Annotated in this window: 19 protein-coding genes; 8 read left to right on the top strand and 11 right to left on the bottom strand. The window is 70.3% G+C overall.

The window, feature by feature from the left end; translation table 11 throughout:
• Window positions 1–67 precede the first annotated feature (67 nt).
• Entirely contained in the window at window positions 68–1426 is a 1359-nt protein-coding gene (locus AWX74_RS05550) for an LmeA family phospholipid-binding protein (protein WP_242666086.1), read from the top strand.
• A gap of 34 nt (window positions 1427–1460) precedes the next feature.
• Here AWX74_RS05550 and AWX74_RS05545 read toward each other — a convergent pair whose 3' ends face one another.
• From AWX74_RS05545 to AWX74_RS05525, 5 genes are all read right to left on the bottom strand, one after another.
• Complete coding sequence (locus AWX74_RS05545) at window positions 1461–2003, bottom strand: mycothiol transferase (protein WP_091272286.1); 543 nt, start codon at window positions 2001–2003, stop codon at window positions 1461–1463.
• 150 nt (window positions 2004–2153) lie between these two features.
• Window positions 2154–3788, bottom strand: coding sequence for a GMC oxidoreductase (locus tag AWX74_RS05540; protein WP_091272284.1), 1635 nt, complete (start codon window positions 3786–3788; stop codon window positions 2154–2156).
• An 802-nt stretch (window positions 3789–4590) separates the two neighbouring features.
• Window positions 4591–5082 (bottom strand): beta-class carbonic anhydrase, encoded by a 492-nt coding sequence (locus AWX74_RS05535; protein WP_091272281.1) that lies wholly within the window; start codon window positions 5080–5082, stop codon window positions 4591–4593.
• Window positions 5083–5375: 293 nt separating this feature from the next.
• Window positions 5376–5945 carry a heme-binding beta-barrel domain-containing protein gene (locus tag AWX74_RS05530; RefSeq protein WP_091272279.1) on the bottom strand — a complete coding sequence of 190 codons (570 nt, stop codon included), beginning with the start codon at window positions 5943–5945 and terminating at the stop codon, window positions 5376–5378.
• A gap of 156 nt (window positions 5946–6101) precedes the next feature.
• Complete coding sequence (locus AWX74_RS05525) at window positions 6102–7172, bottom strand: alpha/beta hydrolase (protein ID WP_091272276.1); 1071 nt, start codon at window positions 7170–7172, stop codon at window positions 6102–6104.
• 923 nt (window positions 7173–8095) lie between these two features.
• Between AWX74_RS05525 and AWX74_RS05520 the strand changes: the two genes are divergently transcribed.
• Complete coding sequence (locus AWX74_RS05520) at window positions 8096–8527, top strand: Zn-ribbon domain-containing OB-fold protein (protein ID WP_054567376.1); 432 nt, start codon at window positions 8096–8098, stop codon at window positions 8525–8527.
• Window position 8528: 1 nt separating this feature from the next.
• Window positions 8529–9674 (top strand): thiolase family protein, encoded by a 1146-nt coding sequence (locus AWX74_RS05515; RefSeq protein ID WP_091272273.1) that lies wholly within the window; start codon window positions 8529–8531, stop codon window positions 9672–9674.
• Between the two features lie 61 nt (window positions 9675–9735).
• Here the strand turns inward: AWX74_RS05515 and AWX74_RS05510 are convergent, their stop codons facing one another.
• Window positions 9736–10365 (bottom strand): SAM-dependent methyltransferase, encoded by a 630-nt coding sequence (locus AWX74_RS05510; protein WP_091272271.1) that lies wholly within the window; start codon window positions 10363–10365, stop codon window positions 9736–9738.
• A 557-nt stretch (window positions 10366–10922) separates the two neighbouring features.
• Here AWX74_RS05510 and AWX74_RS05505 point away from each other — a divergent pair.
• Together AWX74_RS05505 and AWX74_RS05500 are read left to right on the top strand one after the other, a co-directional pair.
• The gene (locus AWX74_RS05505; protein WP_006538464.1) at window positions 10923–11417 is read left to right on the top strand and encodes a MaoC family dehydratase; all 495 of its coding nucleotides are present in this window, start codon (window positions 10923–10925) and stop codon (window positions 11415–11417) included.
• A 50-nt stretch (window positions 11418–11467) separates the two neighbouring features.
• Window positions 11468–12274: an HpcH/HpaI aldolase/citrate lyase family protein gene (locus AWX74_RS05500; protein ID WP_091272269.1), complete on the top strand. Its 807-nt coding sequence runs from the start codon at window positions 11468–11470 to the stop codon at window positions 12272–12274.
• A gap of 132 nt (window positions 12275–12406) precedes the next feature.
• Here AWX74_RS05500 and AWX74_RS05495 read toward each other — a convergent pair whose 3' ends face one another.
• Together AWX74_RS05495 and AWX74_RS05490 are read right to left on the bottom strand one after the other, a co-directional pair.
• Window positions 12407–13897, bottom strand: a complete 1491-nt coding sequence (locus tag AWX74_RS05495; protein ID WP_091272266.1) for a CoA-acylating methylmalonate-semialdehyde dehydrogenase — start codon at window positions 13895–13897, stop codon at window positions 12407–12409.
• Window positions 13898–14057: 160 nt separating this feature from the next.
• On the bottom strand, window positions 14058–15233 hold the full coding sequence (locus tag AWX74_RS05490; protein WP_091272263.1) for an amidohydrolase family protein: 1176 nt from the start codon (window positions 15231–15233) through the stop codon (window positions 14058–14060).
• Window positions 15234–15258: 25 nt separating this feature from the next.
• On the opposite strand from AWX74_RS05490, the gene AWX74_RS05485 reads away from it, so the two are divergent.
• The 3 genes from AWX74_RS05485 to AWX74_RS05475 all read left to right on the top strand — a co-directional run bounded on the left by AWX74_RS05485 (window position 15259) and on the right by AWX74_RS05475 (window position 18040).
• Entirely contained in the window at window positions 15259–16122 is an 864-nt protein-coding gene (locus AWX74_RS05485; RefSeq protein ID WP_091272260.1) for an alpha/beta fold hydrolase, read from the top strand.
• A 103-nt stretch (window positions 16123–16225) separates the two neighbouring features.
• Entirely contained in the window at window positions 16226–16888 is a 663-nt protein-coding gene (locus tag AWX74_RS05480) for a nitroreductase family protein (protein WP_091272257.1), read from the top strand.
• A 177-nt stretch (window positions 16889–17065) separates the two neighbouring features.
• Window positions 17066–18040, top strand: a complete 975-nt coding sequence (locus AWX74_RS05475) for a PaaI family thioesterase (protein WP_091272255.1) — start codon at window positions 17066–17068, stop codon at window positions 18038–18040.
• A gap of 70 nt (window positions 18041–18110) precedes the next feature.
• On the opposite strand, the gene AWX74_RS05470 is transcribed toward AWX74_RS05475, so the two are convergent.
• Genes AWX74_RS05470 through AWX74_RS05460 form a run of 3 tightly spaced genes read right to left on the bottom strand, consistent with a single transcriptional unit; the run spans window position 18111 to window position 21986 of the window.
• A complete protein-coding gene (locus AWX74_RS05470; protein WP_423212962.1) occupies window positions 18111–19292 on the bottom strand; it encodes an ABC transporter ATP-binding protein in 1182 nt (393 codons plus the stop codon).
• Window positions 19273–20376 carry an ABC transporter ATP-binding protein gene (locus AWX74_RS05465; protein ID WP_226930877.1) on the bottom strand — a complete coding sequence of 368 codons (1104 nt, stop codon included), beginning with the start codon at window positions 20374–20376 and terminating at the stop codon, window positions 19273–19275. Before AWX74_RS05465 ends, AWX74_RS05470 begins: the two co-directional genes overlap by 20 nt.
• A gap of 38 nt (window positions 20377–20414) precedes the next feature.
• Complete coding sequence (locus tag AWX74_RS05460) at window positions 20415–21986, bottom strand: ABC transporter substrate-binding protein (RefSeq protein ID WP_091272878.1); 1572 nt, start codon at window positions 21984–21986, stop codon at window positions 20415–20417.
• Window positions 21987–22170 lie beyond the last annotated feature (184 nt).

Genomic DNA, 22170 nt, shown 5'->3' with positions numbered 1-22170 from the left:
AGGTCTCGGGGACTGGAACAGGACGGGAGACGTTCCGGTGGATCACGGCGGTGACGGGGAACGGCCCGTGGATCCGTCGAGCCCGGCGCCGGCGCCGCCATCCACCGACACCGACCATCCGACGATGCGTCTTCCGCGTCGCGCCCAGCCGCAGGCTCCGCTGACACCAGCCGATGCAGGGAACGCCGATGCCGGGCACAGCGATGCCGGGCACAGCGATGCCGGGTACCACGGCCGCGAGGCGCATTCCGCTCAACCGGCGTACCAGGTGGATCCGGCGGAGCTCGGGGTGCCGACGGTGGGGGAGATTCCACCGACCCGCCAGGCATCAGCCACGCCGACCTGGCGGTTGGACGAGTCCGCGGATGTCAGCGGGCCCGGGCCCAGGCCCGGGTATGGCGGGTGGCAGCGCCCGGAGGAAAGCGTCTGGTCACGGCCGCCCGACGAGGGGGCACCCCATCCCGGCGGATGGGATCCGGCCGCGGTCGCGCAGGCACCGTACCCGGGTGGTGAGAGCCCTCCCGCCGGCTGGGGAGCACCGTCAGCCGACTGGGGAGCACCTCCCGCGGAGGCCGGCGGGCCGCCTGCGGGTGCCGGGATGCCTCCGGACGGTCCGCAGGCCGTCGGTGTCCAGGGGGCGCCGGCGCCGAGGCGTCGCCGCCGTGGGGTGCGCGCCGTGGTGGCGCTGCTGGTGGTGCTGGTCCTGCTCATCGCGGGTGACCGCGCCGCGGTCGCGGTGGCCGAGGGCCAGATGGCGAAGCAGATCAAGGTCGCGGTGCTCGAGGGCCTGGACTGTGGCGTGCCGGCGCCCACGGTGCGTGATGTCACCATCGGCGGCTTCCCGTTCCTCACCCAGATCCTGTCCGGCACGTTCAAGGACATCGGCGTGACCATCGAGGGGATCCCCACGCCGGGGCCGCGGATCTCCTGGGTGCAGGCCAGGCTCAACGGCATCCACGTGCCGCTCGGGGACATGATCTCGGGGAACGTCGGCGAGGTACCCGTCGATGACATCCGGGCGACGGTGCGGCTGGACTACGCCGACCTGAACACCTACCTGGCCGGGCTGCCCGGTGAGATCCAGGTCAACCCGGTCGACGGCGGTCGGCGGATCGAGATCTCCGGGCGTGTCGACATCCCGCTGCTCGGGGCCCAGGAGGTCGGTGGGGTGACGACCTTCGAGGTCCGCAACAACGTCCTGACGCTGGTACCCAGCGAGGTCGCGCTGCGCGGTGCCATCAACCTCTCCATCCCGATTCCGGGTGGCTCGCTGTTGCCGGCGCTGCCGATCCCGGTGGGCCAGCTGCCGCTCGACCTGAACATCGTCGAGGCCTCCAGCGGCCCGGACGGGCTGTCCCTGACCGCGCGGGCCTACGACGTCGTGATGCCCGCGGCGGAGAAGCCCGAGCCCCGCCAGTGCCCGTAGGCGGTACCTCGCACAGTTGACGGTCCGGCGGTGATCAGCCCGGGTGGACGAGCCCGCGGACGAATGCCGCCTGACCGGCATGCTGCAGATCGTCCGACACGACGCTGACCAGGCGCACCGCGAGGGTGACCGGCGGATCCCAGGAGGTGTCGACGACCCTGTCGAGGTCCGTGTCGGCGAGCCCCGCCAGAAAACGCACGGTCTGGTCGTGGACGGCGTCGTGGTAGCCGACGAGCAGGGCGGGATCGGTGACGCGGACGGTGTCGACGTCGGCGGAGCTGTGCCCGTACCCGATCGACCGGTATCGGTTCGCCGGGCCGGCCGTCGCCGGGAGCCCGAACCGCTGCTCCCAGCCGCCGGAGAACCACACCTGGTCAGACCTGGCGACGTCCGCGATGTGGTCGTCCTGGACCCGGCTCAGGTGCCAGACGAGCCAGCTGATGGAGTTCGCGCGGCCACCCGGGCGGTCGTTCAGCTCGTCCGCGCTCAGCCCGTCGACGGCCTCGTGCACGACCTCGCGGATCCGCCCGAACGCGTCGGTGAGCAGCCCGGCGCCGGCACCGGAAACCTTCGTCATGGTCACCTCCTGGTCGCGACGACTCCCAGCACCATGCCCGCTGCCCGGCCGCGCCACCATCCCGCGTCCGTCGACAGGTAGCCGGGGGTGATGGCGCGGCCGGGGGTCACCTGCGCGGGGAAGGGGCCGAACGCAGGTGAGCAGGAGGCGTCAGAAGACGCGACCCACGTCCTGAAGGATGATCTTGGACATGCTGTGTTCGGCGAGGGCGGCGATGGTCATCGACGGGTTGCAGGCACCGGTCGAGCCCGGGATGCGTGCGCCGTCCAGCACGTAGAGCCCGCGCTGGCCGAGGACCCGGCCGGCCAGGTCGACCGCGGAGCCCATCGGGACGCCGCCCAGGGCATGCCAGGTCGACGGTGCCTGGGCGTTGGTGTCCAACATGAACCCGCCGCCGACCTGGGCGATCTGCTGCATCTTCGCGGCGATCAGCTGCTGTAGGGCGGCGTCGCTGCTGGCCGGCCATGTCAGCACGGCGTCGTCCTTGGCCGCGTCGTAGGCCCAGGTGCCCGCGGGATTGTCGACGATACCCAGGCCGACGACGGTCAGCACCTTGTTGCCGCCTGTGGGCGCCGGTGAGCCGGCGTGGAGGACCGTGTAGGGGATCGTGGCCTGTGTGTCACGGCCGCCGACGCAGGCCGGTCCGCCCTGGATCGTCCCCGCGTCGCCGTTCATGCCGATCCAGGCGAAGATGCGGTCGCCGTTGTTGCCCCACTGGGTACCGATCGAGTCGGGAAGGTTGGGAATCAGGCCCTTGGCCTTCGACTTGACCAGCAGGCGAGTCGTGCCCGCGGAGCCGGCATTGAGGAAGACCGCGTCGGCGATGATGGTCTTGCGCTCCTGGAGGACGCCGCCGGTGTCGATGCGGTCGACGGAGAGCACCCAGTGCTTGTCGGAGTCCAGGGCGATGTCGCGTACGACGTGCAGGGTCGACACCCGGACCCGCCCGGTGGCCTCGGCCGCCGCGAGATAGGTGACGTCGAGGGAGTGCTTGCCACCGTTGTTGACGCCGAAGGCGATGTCGCTGGTGGTGTAGGTCGGCGCGTACCTGCCGTCCAGCTCACCGCGTACGAAGTTCCAGTCCACGGGCAGCGGAACCGCCACGGGATCCAACCCGGCCTGCGGAACGATGGAGCGGAACAGGCGGGAGGACTTGTAGGGGTCCGTGTTCATGATGTCGTCTGGAATGGTCGATATTCCGAGCATGCGGGCGACCAGGGGATAGGCCCAGAAGTTGAGTTCGTCATAGAGGCCCGCCGCCGCCGGCATGGACCTGGCGAAGTTCTGCCTGGTCGGCTGCAGCGTCATTCCGTGGTACATCAGGGAACCGCCACCGTAGGCTGCTCCGCAGTTGACCGTCATTCCGTTGCCGGCGATGCTTTCGATGACACCGACGTAAGGATCCCAGGTCTTCACGACGCCACCGATCGTGGCGTGGTCGGTCAGCCACGACGACCGGTTGTCGATGTTCGAGAAGCGGCAGAAGGTCGTCGCGTTCGGGCCGGTTGGCCACCGGATCCCGCGCTCGAGTACCAGGGTCGACACTCCGACCTGGGCCAGGCGCAGGGCGGTGACGCCTCCACCGAAGCCGCTACCGACCACCACGGCCCGCTCCCGCTGGACCGTGGTGGGCACAGCCGCCGTCGTGGCCGCGGCCCGTGCCGGGGACGCGCCTAGGCCGTTGACCCCGGCAGCGACGGCGGCGCCGACCGCGGCCGTGCCGAATAACCTCCGGCGGCTGAGCCGAGGGGCGGCGAGCGGGGTTTCGACGGTCTGCTCAGTCATGGAGGTCTCCAGGATCGCGCGTGTTCGGCGCCCCGGTGGGCGCCATGCGGGAAAGGGATTGGACGCCGCAGGGATCTGCCGCAACTGAATTCCTGACGCCGGGCCGTCGCACTGGCTGGAGACAGGAATGATCTGCCGGGGAAACGGCGGGTGTAAAGCAGTCCGGATGGTTGTCCGGAGAACATGCTGGACGTGTCGACGGTGCCGCTGCTGCGGCGGCCAGGTGCCTTTGGCGGCTTCCTCGGTTCGCGTGCGGGACCAAGCTTCGTGGCGTGTCGAAGACTTGTCAACAGCTACAGATGTTTTCGGACGGTTTGTGCGCCAGGTTAAGGTGGCGTGTTATGCACCTGGTGAATTTTTGCGGCTGCTAAATTTTGATATCCACCGTCGAAAGAATTCTCGGGTGGGCGGAGGCGAGGTCGGCGATGCGGCATCTGTTCGAGCGGGTGGCGCTGAATGGATGAAAGTAATGGGCCGTCAGCCGTCAGCCGTCAGCCGTCAGCCGTTACGGGCGTTGCCGGGGGAGCCGGTCGCCGGCCCGTGGCCAGCGGCGACACCTGCGGTCGGCGGTGCCGCCTGGTCGTCGTTCGACCCGAGATCCGCCTGCCACATGTCCGGTCCCGTCAATGTGCTGCGCGAAGGGGCCGCGACCGCGACGATCGAGTGCCGCGCCTACCCGACACGGTGCCATAGCCGCGCGACCGCGTCGGCGACCGGTACGGGTCCGCACTGGCGGCGGGCCGGACCCGGTCGGCACCGCGGCGGCGGCATCAGGACGGGACGAGCGGCCGGTTGGCCTCCGTCAGCTGACCTCGGTGAGGGTGCCCTTCTCGACCGAGTAGACGAAACCGCGGACCGCGTCGGTGTGCGGGATGAACGGGCTGGACCGGATCCGGGCGATCGACTGGCGGACGTCCTCGTCGAGGTCGGTGAAGGCCTCGGCCGCCCACGGCGGGCGGATGCCGGTGTCGGCGGCGACCTGGGCCTTGAAGCCGTCGTCGGTGAAGGTCAGCATCCCGCAATCGGTGTGGTGGATAAGGATGATCTCGCGGGTTCCGAGCAGGCGCTGGCTGATCGCCAGCGAGCGGATCTCGTCGTCGGTCACCGCGCCGCCGGCGTTGCGGATGACATGGGCCTGACCTTCGCTCAGCCCGAGCAGGCCGTAGACGTTCAGCCGGGCGTCCATGCAGGCCACGACGGCGACGCCGAGGGCCGGGGGCAGTGGCAGGTCGCCCTTGTCGAAGTCGCGGGCGTAGACGGCGGCGTTGGCCAGCAGGTCATCTGTTGCGCTCATGAGCGGTATCCCCTGACGACATAATCCACGAATACCCGACCGGTTAAGTCGGAAACGCCCTCAAGCCTACGTCGTCAGTGCCGGGAGCAGGCTGTGGCGTCGCGAGGGTCCGTCGTGGATCAGCGGGATACCGGCCGGGACGCTCCCGGCCGATGGGTGTGGGCGAGGGACGTCGCGCGGGCACCTGGGAGACGGGGCCGTGGTGAGCGCGCGGAACCGTCGTGAGTTCCCGGCCACGCTCAAATGGCACGGCCCCGGTCGGCCCGGGTGCCGCCGTTGTCAGATACCCAGGCCTATGCGGACAGCTTCCGCAGCACGTTGCGGTCGGTGTGGGCGACCGGGTCGGCGACCCGCGCGTGGTCGATCGTCGTGGTCTCCTCGTACTCCAGGCACCCGTCCGGACGGACCGTGACGGTCACCTGGTAGGCGGTGGTGTTCGCCGCGCGGGCCAGGTAGGGGTTGGAGAGGATCCCGTAGGTGGTGGAGCCGAGGTCGGAGCGCAGCGTGAAGCTGGTCGCGTCCGGAGCCGCGGTGCCGGCGGCGATCAGTGCCTGGCCTCGGGGCACCATGAAGCAGCGCATGACGTGGCCGAGCACGGAGTCCCACAGCCAGTAGCCGATCTCGGTGTGGAACGCCTTGTCCTTGCCGAGCGGCCACGCGATCATGTGATAATCCAGCCCGTAGAGCTGCTGGGCGCCGTTGTTCACCGGGCCGAACGGCTTGAACGTCATCTTCTCCCGGAACGGCGTTGTGATCATTTTGCCTTCGGCGTTACCGAAGGCGACGTCCACGCCCTGGTCGCCCTCCCATTCGCCGGCCAGAGCCGCCAACGGACCGAACTCCGGACCAATCTTCTCCGCCACCGCCGAGCCCCTCCTTGGACCGGAACCGCCCGCAAACTGAACGAAGCGGATATTTCGCCATTTAGGCTGAAGATACGTGGCGAATCGACGAAATCACTCTCTGTGGGTCACAAGCAGCAGTGCTCAGCGACTTTGGTCATGCGGCCGGGCCGTGGGTCACCGCCGGCGCATGACACCCGCCGACCGCTGGTTCGGCCCCGGCCCGAGCTCCGGCCCCGACCGGAGCTCCGGTCCCGACCTGAGCTCCGGTCCCGGCCCCACCCTCAGCTGCGCCAGCGTCGCCCGGCCCAGAGGCGTGGCCGGGTCTCCCAGGCCGAGCGGCAGGTCGAAGTGGTGACGCGCCGCGGCCACCAGCGAGGTCACGTGCGCGCCCGCCTGGCGCAGTGCGGCCTCGTACCATCCGTGCTGGGCGGCGAAGGCCGCGGTCTCCCGCTCCCCACTGGCGAGCACGAGTGGCGGAAGCCCCGCCCCGGGCTGGTGTGCCCGGGGCGCGCGGTTCGCCGCCCGGAACACGTGGCGCAGCGGGCTGTTGCGGGCGGCCTCCGCCGCGCTGAGGCCGAACGCCTCCCCGAGGTACGAGTGCCGCAGTGTCTCCAGCTCGTACACACCGCTGACCAGGCAGGCCCCCCGGATGACGTCGCGCACCCGCAACGTGATCGGCAGCCAGTGGTCCACCAGGCACATCGCCGCCAGCTGGGCCCCGGCTGAGGCGCCGGCGAGAAAGATCTGGCCGGGGTCGACGCCGAGCTCGGTCGCGTGCCGATAGAGCCACAGGACGCCCCGTCGTACCTGGGCCACGATGTCGTCCAGCCGGAACTCCGGCGCCGGGCCGTAGCCGAGCGCCGCGAAGGCCGCGCCCGCGCGCACGAAGTCCGCGGCGGCGAAGGATGACTCCCAGCGGCTCGGATCCCGCCAGTAGCCGCCATGTATGAAGATCATCAGTGGGGCTCCGCGGTGAGCCGAGTACGGCGCGCGCGAGGCGTGGACCGCGCTCGACCTGGCCGCCGACGTCGAGCCGGCCACCGCGGGAAAGAAATGGAGGGCCTCGGCGTAGGACGGGCCGTAGGAGATCTCCTCCCAGCGCAGGGTCCGCCGGGCGAGCGCCGATCGCGCCGCGTACTCGTCGAGGTGGTAGGCCAGGTCGGGTACGTACAGGCCGGGCGAATAGGCCTGGTCGAGCAGGACCCGGTCGTTCTCCCATGTGCGCTGTGTGGTCGCGCGGTTCACGGGTGGGCCACGTCGGCCGGTTCGGTCGTGCTGGTGGCACCCGTGTGCGCGGGTGGGATGAGAACGGCGCGCATACTCCACAGCTCCGGACGAAACCTGAGGGAGAGACGGGCCGGCAGGCCGGTCTGCGACGGGCGGCGGGCCGGTCGGGGACCGCAGCGGTGTCGGCGACCGCCGTTCCTCCTCCCGCGGTACCACGGTTTGGTCCGCATCTGCGAATCTATCAGGAACTTTCGGCCGTATCTACGGATTTCTGCAGGTCAGCGGGTTGCGACCGGCCTTGGCGGTGGAAAGCCAGGGGTGGCGCCGGGACTGGCGGAATCCGCCGCTGCCGGCGGCGCCTCGTGGTCGTCGGGCCGAGAGGGGCGTTCTCTGCAGGCGGAAAGCACAGAATCGGGTTGGCGTGGCCTGGTATGTCGGCATGGTCACGACGCTGCGGGGCCTGCGCGGGGCTGGCCCGGACCACGGCGGCGTGCCAGGGGCATCCGCCCTGGTCCGGCCTGGATTGGCGTCGCCCGCGGCGGAGATCCTTATCGTGCGGGTGCGGGTCGGATGCGCATATGCTCCTCCTACCCGAAGGCCGCCGGCATTCGCCGGCTGCTGATCGCCGTCGTCCGGCGAAACGAAGCTGACCACGCGGAGGGTTGGAATCCGTTGCATGCCGTCCCCGTACCGGCCGTGCTGCGCCAGCCGCAACCACCAGGCGGGCAGGGGCGGTGTCTGGCAGGGGAGTCGGCGGTGCGCTTTCGCCGGCGGCCGCGTTCCGGCGCGGCGCGGTTCCGCTCCCACCGGCCTTTTCCGGCTCAGGGCGCACGGTCAGGGGCGACGCGCGTTCGCGTCGAACGACGGAAAAGACTCATTCATTCACCTGGGCAAAGCCGGTGACCACGTTACGGGCTGGTCGAGATGCTAGGAGTGTTCTGATGGCCCAAGTTCCCTTTGCTCCGGACGTCTTCACCTGGCCCGCGGAGAAACCACAGCTCATCGGCGCGCGGTGCGCGAGCTGCGCGGCGGTGACCTTTCCCGCCCAGGATTCCTGCCCGCGGTGCGGAAAGCTGGAGATGGAGCAGCTCCTGCTGCCGCGGGAAGGAACCCTGTGGACGTGGACGACGCAGGACTTCCTGCCGAAGGAGCCCTACGCCAGCGGTGAGACCCCGCAGACCTTCAAGCCGTTCGGGATGGGTCTGGTGCAGCTCGGCGACGACGTGCGCGTCGAGGGCCGCCTGACCGTGAGTGATCCCAAGCAGATCCGCTTCGGAATGAAGCTGGAGCTGGTGATCTACCCGTTCCGTACCGACTCCGACGGCACCCAGGTGATGTCCTACGCGTTCGCGCCGGCAGAGGAAGGAAACTGAGATGGAGGACGTCGCGATCATCGGGGTGGGCATCCACCCCTTCGGGCGTTTCGGTGACAAGTCCGCTATCCAGATGGGGGCCGAGGCCATCCGGTCCGCGCTGGCCGACGCGGGCGTGGAGTGGAAGCAGGTGCAGTTCGCCTTCGGCGGCAGCTGCGAGGTGGACAACCCCGACGCGGTCGTCGGCCTGCTCGGGCTGACCGGCATCCCCTTCATGGACGTCTACAACGGCTGCGCCACCGCCGCGACCGCACTGGATCTCACCGCCGACGCCATCCGTTTCGGCAAGTACGACATCGGCGTGGCCGTCGGCATGGACAAGCACGCGTTCGGCGCCTTCACCGCGGACCCGGTCCACTACAGCGCTCCGCCGTGGTACGGGGATATCGGCCATTTCCTCACCACGAAGTTCTTCGGCATGAAGATCAACCGTTACATGCACGACCACGGGATCTCGCACCAGACGCTGGCGCGGGTGGCCGCGAAGAACTACCGCAACGGTGTGCTGAACCCCAACGCGTTCCGCCGCAAGGCGATCTCGGAGGAGGAGATCCTCTCCTCCGCGATGCTGAACTACCCGCTCACCAAGTACATGTTCTGCAGCCCGGACGAAGGGGCGGCCGCGGTCGTGCTCTGCCGGGCCGACATCGCGCGCCGGTACACGTCGAACCCGATCTACCTGCGGGCGAGCGTGCTGCGGACCCGTACCTACGGGGCCCACGAGGTGCACAGCTCCTGGGCCGCGGTCGAGCCCGCCGAGGCGCCGACGGTCTACGCCTCCCGGGCGGCCTACGAGGCGGCCGGGATCGCCCCGGGCGATGTGGACGTCATCCAGGTCCAGGACACCGACTCCGGCGCCGAGATCATCCACATGGCGGAGAACGGCTTCTGCGCCGACGGTGAGCAGGAGAAGCTCCTCGCCGAGGGCGCGACCGAGATCGGCGGTCGGCTGCCGGTCAACACCGACGGCGGTCTGATCGCGAACGGCGAGCCGGTCGGTGCCTCCGGCCTGCGCCAGATCCACGAGCTGGTCCTGCAGCTCCGAGGCCAGGCCGGCGAGCGGCAGGTCCCCGGCAACCCCCGGGTGGGCTACGCCCAGCTCTACGGCGCGCCGGGAACGGCCGGTGTGTCGATCGTGACCACCTGACGCGACTGAACCGCTCGAACCGCCTGATCCGCCTCCCGGCGACGGGCGCGGCCGCCCGGTCTCAGACCGGGCGGCCCAGCCGCAGCGCGTTCTCGACCCGGAAACCCACCTGCCCGTTCGGGCGGGACATCGGTGCCTCGTACATCTCCCGCAGGTCCACCGACCACCCCCGCACCGTCGTGCCGAGCTCGGCGAGCACGTCGTCGGGGGTCGTGAGGCGGGTGTGCGGGCTGGTCCGGGGCTGCCACGACGGGGCACCGGAATGGCCCACCACGAGGAGGGTGCCGCCCGTGGCGACACGCTGCGCCGCGGCGCGGAGCACCTCGCCGCGCGGCATGCCGACCGGTGAGTGCAGGAACATCGCGACGACCAGCCCGAACTCACCGGACGGCGGCCCACAGGCCAGGTCCCGGCACAGCGGCGTCACGCGTTCGGCGACGCCGGCGGCCCGCGCGGCATCCCGCACCCGCTCCAGCGCGGTGGGCGCGATGTCGACCGCGGTGACCTGCCAGCCGCGCGCGGCCAGCCAGACCGCGTCGCCGCCCTCGCCGCAGCCCAGGTCGAGGGCCGTGGTCGGTCCGACGGAGCCGATCTCGCGGACCAGCAGCTCGTTCGGAGCGCCCGTCCACATCCGTTCCGTCTCGCGGTAGCGGTTCTCCCAGAACGTACCGCAGTCATCCGTCCGTGCCACGAGTCATTGTCGGTTTCGGTGCCGTCCCGCCGGCCGCGACCTGTTTCCCGAGCAGGGCCGGTCCTTCGACCTGTCCGGCACCGTCACCGAACCGGCGGAGCCGGGCCGCAACCGCGTCTGGTGTCGCTACCGGACAAGCGTGAAGGATCCTGGTCGTTCTGACGACCAAAAACTTTCACGCTTGTCACTCCCCAAACCCCTCCAACGACTCATAGTTCTCATGCGAGAGCGGGTGGTAACCATATCCCGCCAAACTCCCCGCGATCCCGAAGGGTGGCGGATCTGTGCCACAGACTTTCACCCCGACCACGCTCGCGGGTGGCGGCCTCCAGGCTGATCGGGAATTCGAATACAGGCTGACATCACGACCGACATCGAAAAGCGATATTGGCCACCGTGAAGGGTGGTCGGCTCGACCGGCACCGGAAAAACTGATATGAGTCCGGCCGGGTCGCGTGCCGACGGGTCGGTGTAAACGTTGACAGTCGTCTTGCCTCCTCCGTACAGTACAGGATGTTGTGCGGCTGGGAAAACGGCGGATACATTCGGGTGGAGATGTGAAGCGAATTCAGCAGCGAGGGCTTTATTTCGAGGAACTGCAGACCGGTGTTGTCTACGCCCACAGCCCGGGCCGTACGGTCGGCGAGGCGGACAACACCCTCTTCTCCACGCTGACGATGAACCCGCAGAGCCTGCATCTGGACGCCGCCGCCAGTGCGTCGACGGAGTTCGGTGAGCGTCTCGTCAACAGCATGATGACCCTTTCCATCCTGGTCGGGCTCAGTGTCGCGCAGCTCACGCAGGGCACCACCGTCGCGAATCTGGGGTTCGGTGAAATCCGTTTCCCGGCCCCCGTCTTCGCCGGCGACACGCTCTACGCGGAGACCGAGGTGCTGTCGAAGCGGGATTCCCGGTCACGGCCGACGAACGGAATCGTCGTCTTCCAGCACCGGGCCCTGAACCAGAAGGGTGAGCTGGTGGCGCTCGCCGAGCGCACCGCGCTGATGTTGCGGGTTCCGGCCGGCGAGGCCGATTCGGATGCGGCGGGCTGAATCCCGGTGGGCATGAGTTCTCGCCGGTTCTTGTCGAGGTTGGAGAAAGCGTGACCGAGTGGACCCTGGGCGCATCCCTTCTGTTCTGCCCCGCCGATCGGCCGGACAGGTACGAGAAGGCGCTGGCCGCCGCCGAGACGGTGATCCTCGACCTTGAGGACGCGGTTTCCGCGGCGCGCCGGCCGCTGGCCCGTGAGGCGCTCGTCGAGCACCCGGTGGATCCGTCGCGGGTGATCGTGCGGGTCAACCCGCGCACCACCGCCGACTACGACGAGGACCTCCGCGCCCTCGGGCGGACCGAGTATCGCGTGATCATGCTGGCCAAGGCGGAGAGCGCCCGCCAGGTCGAGGAAGCGGCGCCGTACCAGGTGGTCGCGCTGTGCGAGACGGCCCGCGGGGTGCTGGCCTCCCCGGAGATCGTGCAGGCGTCGAACCTGGCGGGCGTGATGTGGGGCGCCGAGGACCTGATGGCCTCGATCGGCGGCAGCGGGAGCCGGCTGGCGGACGGGAGGTACCGCGACGTCGCGCGGTACGCCAAGTCCACGGTGCTGCTCAACGCCGCGGTGGCCGGTGTGCCCGCGATCGACACGGTCTTCCTCGACACCGCCGACGCGGTGGGGCTGCGGGCGGAGGCCGACGAGGCGGTCGCGTCCGGTTTCGTGGCGAAGGCCTGCATTCATCCGTCGCAGGCGGCGGTGGTGCGTGAGGCGTTCCGCCCGTCCGCGGACGAGGTCGCCTGGGCGGAGAAGGTCGTGGCGGGCAGCACCGACAGCGCGGTGTTCCTGCTCGACGGCCAGATGATCGACGCGCCGCTGGTCGCGCAGGCCCGCCAGATCCTGCGCCGCGCGCCGCAGTAGGAACGCGGGAGCAGGGAAAGCGGGAGCCGGGAACGCGAGCCGGTAAACACGGGGAGGCCGGCCGGCCGATCGACTCTGATCGGCCGGCCGACCGGTTTCTGGTGGGCGCGTCGGCAGGTGGGCCAGCGGTTGTCAGCGGTTGGCGGGGAAGACCAGGTCGACGGCGCTGACGGCGGCGGTTTCGGGCCACCGCGAGGTGACGACCTTCGGGCGGGTGTAGAAGCGGATTCCCTCGGGGCCGTAGATCGGCGCGTCGCCGAAGATGGAGGCCTTCCAGCCGCCGAAGGAATGCCAGGCCACCGGGACCGGGATCGGCACGTTGATGCCGATCATCCCGACGTCGACCTGCCGGGTGAACCGGCGGGCGGCGCCGCCGTCGCGGGTGAACAGCGCGACGCCGTTGCCGTACTGGTTGTCATTGATCAGGGCGATGGCGTCGTCGTAGGTGTCGACCCGCACGACGCTGAGAACGGGGCCGAAGATCTCGTCGTCGTAGACCCGCATTCCCGGCTTCACCCCGTCGACCAGCGAGCATCCGACGAAATATCCGTCCGGGCGGCCGGCGGTCTCGCCGTCGACGACGACACGGGCACCCTCGTCGGTCGCCCGCTGCACGTACGAGCGGACCCGGTCACGGTGCTCCGCGCTGATCAGCGGGCCCATCTGCGAGGATTCGTCCGTAGCCGGACCGACGACGACGTCCGGAATGCGGGCCGCGATCGCCTCGACGAGCCTGTCACCGATGTCGCCCACGGCGACGACGACCGAGATCGCCATGCACCGCTCACCCGCCGACCCGTAGCCGGCCGAGATGGCGGCGTTGGCGGCCGCGTCGAGGTCGGCGTCGGGCAGCACGACCATGTGGTTCTTCGCCCCGCCCAGAGCCTGCACCCGCTTGCCCGCCGCGGTGCCGGTCTCGTAGATGCTGCGGGCGACCGGCGTGCTGCCGACGAAGGAGATCGCGTCGACGTCCGGGTGGGCCAGCAGGCCGCGAACCGCCTCCGCGTCACCCTGGAGCACGTTGAAGACGCCGGGGGGGAAACCGGCCCGGGTGACGAGATCGGCCAGCAGCAGCGACGCCGACGGGTCCTTCTCCGACGGCTTGAGAACGAACGTGTTGCCGCAGGCGATCGCGTTCGAGAGCATCCACAGCGGCACCATGACCGGGAAGTTGAACGGGGTGATCCCCGCGACCACCCCGACCGGGTGCAGCTCGGTGTGGACGTCCACCCCGCGGGAGACCTCCGAGCTGTGCGCGCCCTTCAGCAGATGCGGGATGCCGCAGGCGAACTCGACGCATTCGATGCCTCGGGCGACCTCGCCGAGCGCGTCGGAGTGGACCTTGCCGTGCTCGGCCGCGATGGCCGCGGCGAGTTCGTCCCGGCTGCCGTCGAGCAGCTCACGCAGCCGGAACAGCAGCGTCGCCCGCTGGGAGAGCGAGGAGGCGCCCCAGGTGCGCGCCGCCTCCACCGCCGCGCGGACCGCGGTGTCGACATCCGCCGGTGACGCGAGAGTGACCTCGGCGGTCTGCACCCCGCGGGCCGGGTCGAACACCGGGCCCAGGCGGCTCGGGTCCGAGGGGGCTGCGGCGGTGCCGTTGATCCAGTGGCCGATCGTCTTCACGCGGGCGTACTCCTGACTCGCAGGCAGGCGCCGGGCCTGCTGCGGTGGCGGACAGGGGATGCCGCGGTGGCCGGGAACGGGAGGAGCGGGCCACCGCGGCGGCGATGCGTCAGAGCTGGTGCAAGGTCAGCGCTGGTACAAGGTCAGAGCCGGTGCAGGGTCAGAGCCGGTACAGCTTGCGTGCATTCTCCCCGAGAATCTTCGCCCGGGTCTCGGGAGCGAGCGTCGCCAGCTTGGGCGCGACGGTCTCCAGCGGGTTCGGGTACAGGCAGGTCGGATGCGGGAAGTCGGTCTCGAAAAGAATGTTGTCCTCGCCGACGGCCTCGATGAGGGCCGGTAGCTTGTTCCGGTTCTTCTCGAACCAGAAGGTGGCGTAGATGTTGCTGCGGAAGTACTCGGAGGGCGCCTTGCTCAGTGCGGCGAGTTCTTCCGGAGCGTTCTCCGACATCTCGTAGTCAAGGGCCTCGAGAATGAAGGGGATCCAGCCGACGCCGCTTTCCACCGACACCGTCTTCAGCCCCGGATGCCGGTCGAAGATACCGGAGAGAATGAGATTGGTGACGACCCTGGCGTTCCCGATGAACAGCAGTGTGCCGCCGATGGCGAGCTTGGTGTTGCTGCTGTGGGACTCCCACGGGTACTTGCCGTAGAACGTCATCGTCGTGACGCTGGCCCCGATGTGGAAGTGGACCGGCAGCCGCAGCTCGGTGCAGACCTCCCAGAACGGGTCCCAGGCCCGGTTGGCCAGGTCCGGGGCGCCCAGGTCCTGCGGGTCGGAGGTCATGTTGACCCCGCGGGCGCCGAGCGCGTGCACGCGCCTGGCCTCCCGCACGCACAGGTCGACGTCCCAGGCGGGCATCAGCGGCAGCGGGAGCAGCCGGTTGTTCGAGTCGCTCTGGATCTCGGCCATCGCGTCGTTGTAGATCTCGACGGAAAGCCTGGTCAGCGCCGGGTCGCTGGCGGCGCCGAGGTCCTGGCCGCCCAGGCCGATCGTGCTCGGGAAGATGATCTGGGCGTCGATGCCGCACTCGTCGAGCACCCCGAGGCGGACCTGGGGGTCGTAGGCCCCGACGTGCACCTGGTCGACCGTCCAGTGGTGCAGGGCGATGTCGGCGGCCTCCTTGCGGCCGTCGCGCCCGATGACACCGGCGGCGCTGAAGCGCCCCACCGGCTTGCCGTCGAAGATCCACATAGGAGTGCCGTCGACATCGGCCACCCGCGGAACCCGGTCGCGATACGCCTCCGGCGCGCGCCTGGTGAACAGATCCGGCGGCTCGGACCAGTGGGAGTCCGCGTCGACGATGAACAGGCCACTCTCTTTTAAGGAACTTGACATAGATATCAATGTTAATATGTGAGCCATGGCACTAGCAACGGTTGACGGGTTATCGATCTCCTACGACCTGATCGGCACTGCCGGGCAGCCCTGGGTGATTACTCCGGGTGGTCGGTACAGCAAGGACGATCCGGGAATCCGTGAGCTTGCGGCGGAGATCGCCGCCACCGGTCGGCGGGTACTGGTCTGGGACCGTCCCAACACCGGCGAGTCGGACGTCTGCTTCGATGGCGAGTCCGAGTCGCAGATGCAGGCCGACGCCCTCGCCGGGCTGATCCGCCACCTCGGCCTCGGCCCGACCGTCATCGCGGGTGGCTCGGGCGGCTCCCGGGTCTCCCTGCTCACCGCCGCGCGCCACCGCGACATCGCCGCCGGCCTCGCGATCTGGTGGCTCAGCGGGGGCGTGTACGGCCTGATGAGCATCGGCGTGCACTATGCGGCGGGCTCCTTCACCGCTGCCTGGCACCACGGGATGGAGGCCGTGGCCGACCTGCCGGAATGGCAGGAGCCCATCACCCGCAACCCGGCCAACCGCCAGCGCATCCTCGACCAGGACCGCCGGGAGTTCCTGGCGACCATGGAGCGGTGGATGGCGGTCTACAGCCCGCGCGACGGTGAGCTGGTCCCGGGCCTGCCCGACGACGACGCGCGCGGCCTGGACATCCCGGCCCTGGTGTTCCGCAGCGGCGAGAGCGACCTGCACCACCGGCGCGAGACCTCCGAGCACATCGCGCGGCTGCTCCCGCGGGCCGTGCTCGCCGAGCCGCCGTGGGGTGACACCGAGTGGAACGACCGGCACACCCCCGAGGCGAGGGAGGAGGGCCTGTTCGCCCGTTGGCCCCTGCTCGCCCCGCCGCTGCTCGCATGGGCGGACAAGGCCCTGGCCTGACCGGCCCGGCCCCGCTGTCGTTCAGCCACGTCGTCACCGCTGTCGTTTCCCTCATGCCGCGTCGTGTCCGTCCAGGGGCGCGGTGCCGAAGGAGTAAAGCCGAATGAGTGATTCCGAACCCGGGACCGCGCCCACCATCGACCTGCGCGAGGCCATGCGCACCGCGCGCTCGCTGCGCCGGTTCCGCCCCGACCCGGTGCCGGACGAGGTGCTCGCCCGCTGCCTGGAGGCGGCGACCTGGGCTCCGTCCGGTTCGAACGCGCAGGCCTGGCGGTTCGTGGTCCTGCGGTCGCCCGAGGCGCGGGCCGTGCTGGGCCCGGCTTTCCGCGAGGGCTGGGACTGGGTCCGCACCATCTACGGCCAGTCGGCCGAGCCGCCGGCCCCCGACGACATGTCACGCCAGGCCCGGCTCACCCGCACCATGCTGCACCTGGTCGACAACTTCGAGAAGGTGCCGGTCTACGTGCTGTTCTGCTACCGCCTGTCCGGGTTCGTCTCCGAGTTCATCGAGGCCGGCTCGATCTTCCCCGCCATGCAGAACTTCCTGCTCGCCGCCCGGGCCGAAGGGCTCGGCACGGTGCCGAGCACGTGGTTCACCTTCGGGGAGGACAAGCTTCGGTCGGTCATCGGGATGCCGGACGACTGGCGGATCGCGTCGCTGGTCGCGGCCGGCTGGCCGGAGGGCAGGCACGGTCCGGTGCGGCGCCGCCCGGTGGGCACCGTGACGGCTCTCGACACCTGGGACAACCCGTTCCTGCCGAGCTGACACCTGGCCCGACGCCTCGCCCGCTGCCCGGCCCGGCTCGGTGCCCGGAATGTGTCTTTGCTGACACGCAGGCGTCCCCGGCTTGTCCGGGCGGCGGAGCGGACCGCAGGATGCGAAGGCTGATCCTGCTGCCGCGGCACGAACCATGCGTCCGGACCTCGTGGCGGAGACGCCGCAGTGGACGAGCATGGAGGGCATCCGTTCGTGACCAGTGGTTTCGGCCTGGCGACAGGCCCGTCCGTTCCGTCTGTGCCAACCCCGGCCCCGGCCCCGGCCGCGGCGGCCACGGACGCCGCGGCTGATGAGGAGATCGGCGGGCCACAGGCGATCTTCCGGGTCGGCGGCTACCGGCAGCGGCCCGACGGCGCCGAGCTGACCATGGGGGTCGGCCCCTGGCTGACCGGCGTCGGCGCCACCACGGCGGTCGGTTCCCTGGGCGTGCTGGTCGACGATGTTCTCGGCCGGCCCGTCTTCATGGCGCGCCCCACCGGGAGTCACCTCGTGACGTTCGAGCTCTCGGTCGAGATCGTCACGCCGCCGCCCTGGTCCGGGCCGCTGCTGCGGGCATACGGCACGGTCGTCGACGTCGACGCGGCGCGTGGGCTGTCGCACTGCGAGATCGTCGACGGCGCGGGCCGGCTGGTCGCCACCGGGCGTGCGCAGCTGCGTTTCGTCGCCGCCGGCTGGGCGCAGCCCGAGCGGACCGGCGCGACGGCCGTGGCCGGGGCGAGCGATCTGTCAGCTCTCGACGTCCTCGGGCCCGCCGCGTCGAACGGTTCCTCCGCCTCCTCCGCAGCTGCCCGGACGTCCGCGGCTGCCGCAGCCGTGGCCGGGTCGGGCGACACCACGGGCGGCACGCGGATCGTGGTGCCGGCCCGCCCGGAGTTCGGCAACGGCAGCGGTGCCGTGCACGGGGGCATCCTGTTCTGCGGTGTGGAGCAGGCCGCGGTGGCGGCCGACGACCCCGAAGGCCTCCTGCGGACGACCTCGGTTACCGTGCACTACCTGCGCCGGGCCGAGGTGGATGCCCCGGTCAGCTACGACGTCGTGCCGGAGCACCGCGGGCGCACGGTCGCCGTGTACAAGGTGACCGCCCGCGGGCCGGCCGGCAAGCCCTACTGCGTCGCCACCGTCGCCCGCACCGCCCTCTGAGGCCGCGCTGCCGCCGGTTCAGCCGGTATCGCGGGTTCCGGCGCGGCCGGTCGAGGCGGTTTCCGGTGGATCACCCGGTGGCGTCCGGGCCGCTGAGCACCTTGGTCGTCTTCTGCCCGGTGGCCGGCTCGGCTTCGTTCGTGGACGTGGGTTGGGCCGTGAGCGTGGCATCGGGCGTGGGCGTGGGCGTCGCATCGGCGGTCGGGGTGGGCTCCGGCTCGACGGCGGTGTCCGCCGGTGCGGCCGACACGGCCACCGTCACCGGCGTCAGCGGGAAGTGGCAGGCGGCGAACTGTCCGGGACGGATCTCGAGGACCGGTGGCTCCTCGGCCTCGCAGCGCTCCTCGGCCCGCGGGCAGCGGGTCCGGAAGCGGCAGCCGGACGGCGGCGCCAGCGGTGAGGGCAGGTCCCCCTCGAGCGCGGGGCCGGTGAAGCCGCGACCGGCGTCGGTCAGCGGCACCGAGTCGAGCAGCGCCCGGGTGTAGGGGTGCGCGGGCTGGTCGTAGACCAGGTCGGCGTCGCCGAACTCGCACACCTTGCCGAGATACATGACCAGGACGTCGTCGCTGACCGCCCGCACCACCCCGAGGTCGTGGGCGATGAACACGACGGTCAGGTCGAACTCGGCCTTGAGCTCCTCGATCAGGTTGAGGATCTGCGCCTGCACGGAGACGTCCAGCGCGGAGACGGGCTCGTCGCAGATCAGCAGGCGGGGCCGCAGCGCGAGCGCGCGCCCGATCGCGACCCGCTGGGCCTGCCCGCCGGAGAGCTGGCGCGGCAGCATGTCGGCGAACCGCTCGCCGCCGAGCCCCACCTGCGACAGAACCTCCGCCGAGGCGGTCGCGCGCTCGGACTTCGGTACCCCGGCGACGGCGAGGCCCTCGACGACGATGTCTCTGACGGCGCGCCGGGGGTTCAGCGACCCCACCGGGTCCTGGAAGATCATCTGGATGGAGCGGCGGAGCTCGCGCATCCGGTTCTCGCTCACACCGTCGATGCGCTCGCCGGCGAAGGTGATCTCGCCGGCGGTGAGGCGGTCGAGGCGCAGCACGGCCCGACCGGTGGTGGACTTGCCGCAGCCGGACTCGCCGACGATGCCGAGCGTCCTGCCGGGCAGGACGTCGAAGCTCACCTTCGAGACGGCCTGCACGACCCCGCCGCCCGTCGGGTACTCGACGACCAGCTCCCGCACGCTGAGCAGGGCTTCCTCGCCACGTAGATGCGCGGTCCCGCTACCGGCCAACGAGCTCACCTCCGGTGAGGTTCTCGGTACCGGTCTGCGCGGGACGCAGACAGGCGACCTGGTGGTCAGCGCCGACGGAGGCCATCGTCGGCCCCGGCTCGGAGCACGCGGCGTCGGCGTGCGCGCATCTCGGCGCGAACCGGCAGCCCGCCGGTGGGTCGGTCGGGTCGGGCAGGGAGCCGGTGATGAGGCGCATCGGTGAGTGGCGTTCGTGGGTGAGGGTGGGTGTCGCCTCGAGCAGCGCGTGGGTGTAGCGGTGCCGCGGCGCGCCGAAGACCTCGCCGGTGGAGCCGGCCTCGGCGAGCCGGCCGGCGTACATCACCGCGGTCCGGTCGGTGCGTCCGGCGACGATGGCCAGGTCGTGACTGATGAGGATCATGGACATGCCGTGGCTGCGCTGCACCCGCCGCAGCAGGTCGAGGATCTGGCGCTGGACGGTGACGTCCAGCGCCGTGGTCGGCTCGTCGGCGATCAGCAGCGTCGGCTCGCACGCCAGCGCGGTCGCGATCATGACGCGTTGGCGCATCCCGCCGGAGAGCTCGTGCGGGTAGTTGCGCAGCCGCCGTTCGGGGTCGGGCACCCCGACCTCCCGCAGGAGGTCGAGGGCCCGGGTGTGCGCCTCGGTACGGCTGACGCCGAGATGGCGTCGCATTCCCTCGGTGAGCTGGCGCTCCACCCGGACGACCGGGTTGAGCGACCGACCGGGGTCCTGGAACACCATCGCGATCTGCTTGCCCCAGATCTCGGCGCGCTGCCGGCGGGGGAGGGAGAGCAGGTCCCGGCCCTGGAACAGGACCTCACCCGAACAGGCGGACCGCCCGGGCATCAGCCCCATGATCGCCCGAGCCATCACCGACTTGCCGGACCCGGACTCGCCGACCACACCGAGCGCCTGGCCGTGGTCGAGGTCGAGGGAGACGTCGTCGACGGCCCGGACGACACCGCGTGGGGTGCCGATGTACGCACGCAGGTTGCGCACCTGCAGAACAGGCCCAGCGCTGCCGGTGGGCTCAGTGCTGTTGGTGGGCTCGGCGCTGCCGGTGGGCTCGGCGCTCGTTGCCTGCGGAGCGCTCTTGACGGACTCGATGCTCATGGGATGCGGGACCTCTCCTCCGCCCTGCGGACGACCGGCTACTTCTTGATCCAGACTTCCTCGGGCAGGAGCGAGCCGCTGCCGTACTGATGCAGACCGCCGACGTCGGTACCGGCGATCGCGGCGAAGTTCGGCCGGGTGTAGAACACCAGCGGCGAGAGCTCGGCCAGCCGCTTCTGCACCGTGGTGTACGCGGTCTTGCGTTCCGCGTCCGTCGTGGCGACCCGCCCGGCGGCGAGGGCATCGGTCAACGCCTTGTCCTCGATGCCGGAGAGGTTGGCGGCGGAGCCGCTGGCGAACGCCGTGGTCAGCCGCGGGTCAGGGTTGGTGAAGAAGGCGGAGCTGACCAGGATGTCGAAGTCATAGGTGCTGCGTAGTTTGGGCACCTCCGCGTAGTCGACGACCTTGACCTCGACCTTGACGTTCTTGTAGCTGCTGAGCTGCGCCTGGATGTTCTCCGCCAGCGTGCGGTTCTCCGTGCTCGCGAACGAGGTGAAGGTGAAGGTGACCGGCTTGCCCTCGGCTGCCAGCTCGTCGAACAGCTGCTGGGCCCTCGCCTTGTCGGTCTTGTGCAGCGGGACGTCCGCGTAGAGCGGTGAGTCCTTGGTGAACAGCGTCTCGGGGACCTCACCGGTGCCGTTGTAGACGGCCAGGTTTGCCGCGTCCAGATCGATCGCGGCGTTGAACGCCTGGCGGGCCCGGATGTCGTTGAACGGCGCCCGGCGGGTGTTCAACGCCATGAAGAAGCCGCCGTTGAGCGCGGCCACGTTGACGTTGAGGTCCGCGGAGTTGCCCTTGTCGATGTTGACCGGGTTCGAGTCGATCGCGATGTCGGCGCCGCCGCTGGTCACCGTGTTGATGCGCTGGCCGGCGTCGGTCACCGCCCGCACGACGAGGCTGTCGAGGTAGGGCTTGGGCGCGTCGTAGTACTTCGGGTTCTTCACCAGGCGGAGCTCGGCCTGGCGGGTCCAGCTCGCCAGCTTGAAGGGGCCGGCGCCGACCGGGTTCTTGTCGAACTCGGCCTGGCCCTTCTTCAGTGCGTCGGGCGAGGCGATCCAGTTCAGCGAGCTGTTGATGATCGCCCCGGCGAAGGACGGTACCGGGCTCACCATGGTGGCCTTGAGCGTGACGTCGTCAACCACCTCGGTGGAGGCGATCAGTGATCCGTCCGCGAGGTACGTCGAGCGGTTGGCCGGGTCCCGGAACCGGTCCCAGTTGAACTTCACGGCCGCGGCGTCGAGCGGGGTGCCGTCGGAGAAGACCAGGCCCGCGCGCAGTTTGAGGGTGAAGCTCGCGCCCTTGTCTGTCGTCTCGAACGACTCCGCCATCCGGTAGACGACCTTGCCGTCGGCATCGTCGATCATCAGCGAGCCGTAGAGCGCGTTGCCGATGACGCCGGCGATGACCGCGTTGTTCCCGCTGACCACCGGGTCGAGACTGCTCGGTTCGCTGAGCGCGAGGATCCGCGCCTCGCCACCGGCCACCGGTTGGCCGGTGACGCCGGATGTCGACGTGGTGTCAGCGGTGTCGCTGCCACCGCCGCATGCGCCCAGGGCGAGGACCGCGCCGCCCACGATGGCGGCCACGGCAGTTCGGGTCCTACGTAACATTTGCTGCCTTTCGCTGTGGTGGAGCACGTCGATGTCCGGGCGGGCCACGGCGTCCCGACCGTCGCCCGAGGTGGCGGACATCCCGGTGAACCGCACGTGTGGCAGGCACCGCGGCCGACACCGCGCCCACGGGCCGGGTCCGGCTGCGGCGGCGGCCGCGCATCCTGCGGTCAAAGAGGTGGCT

Origin of the sequence: Parafrankia irregularis (assembly GCF_001536285.1) — a bacterium.
Classification (GTDB): domain Bacteria; phylum Actinomycetota; class Actinomycetes; order Frankiales; family Frankiaceae; genus Parafrankia; species Parafrankia irregularis.
The sequence above is the reverse complement of the archived record's forward strand: the minus strand, read 5'-3'. Positions and strand labels throughout refer to the sequence as shown.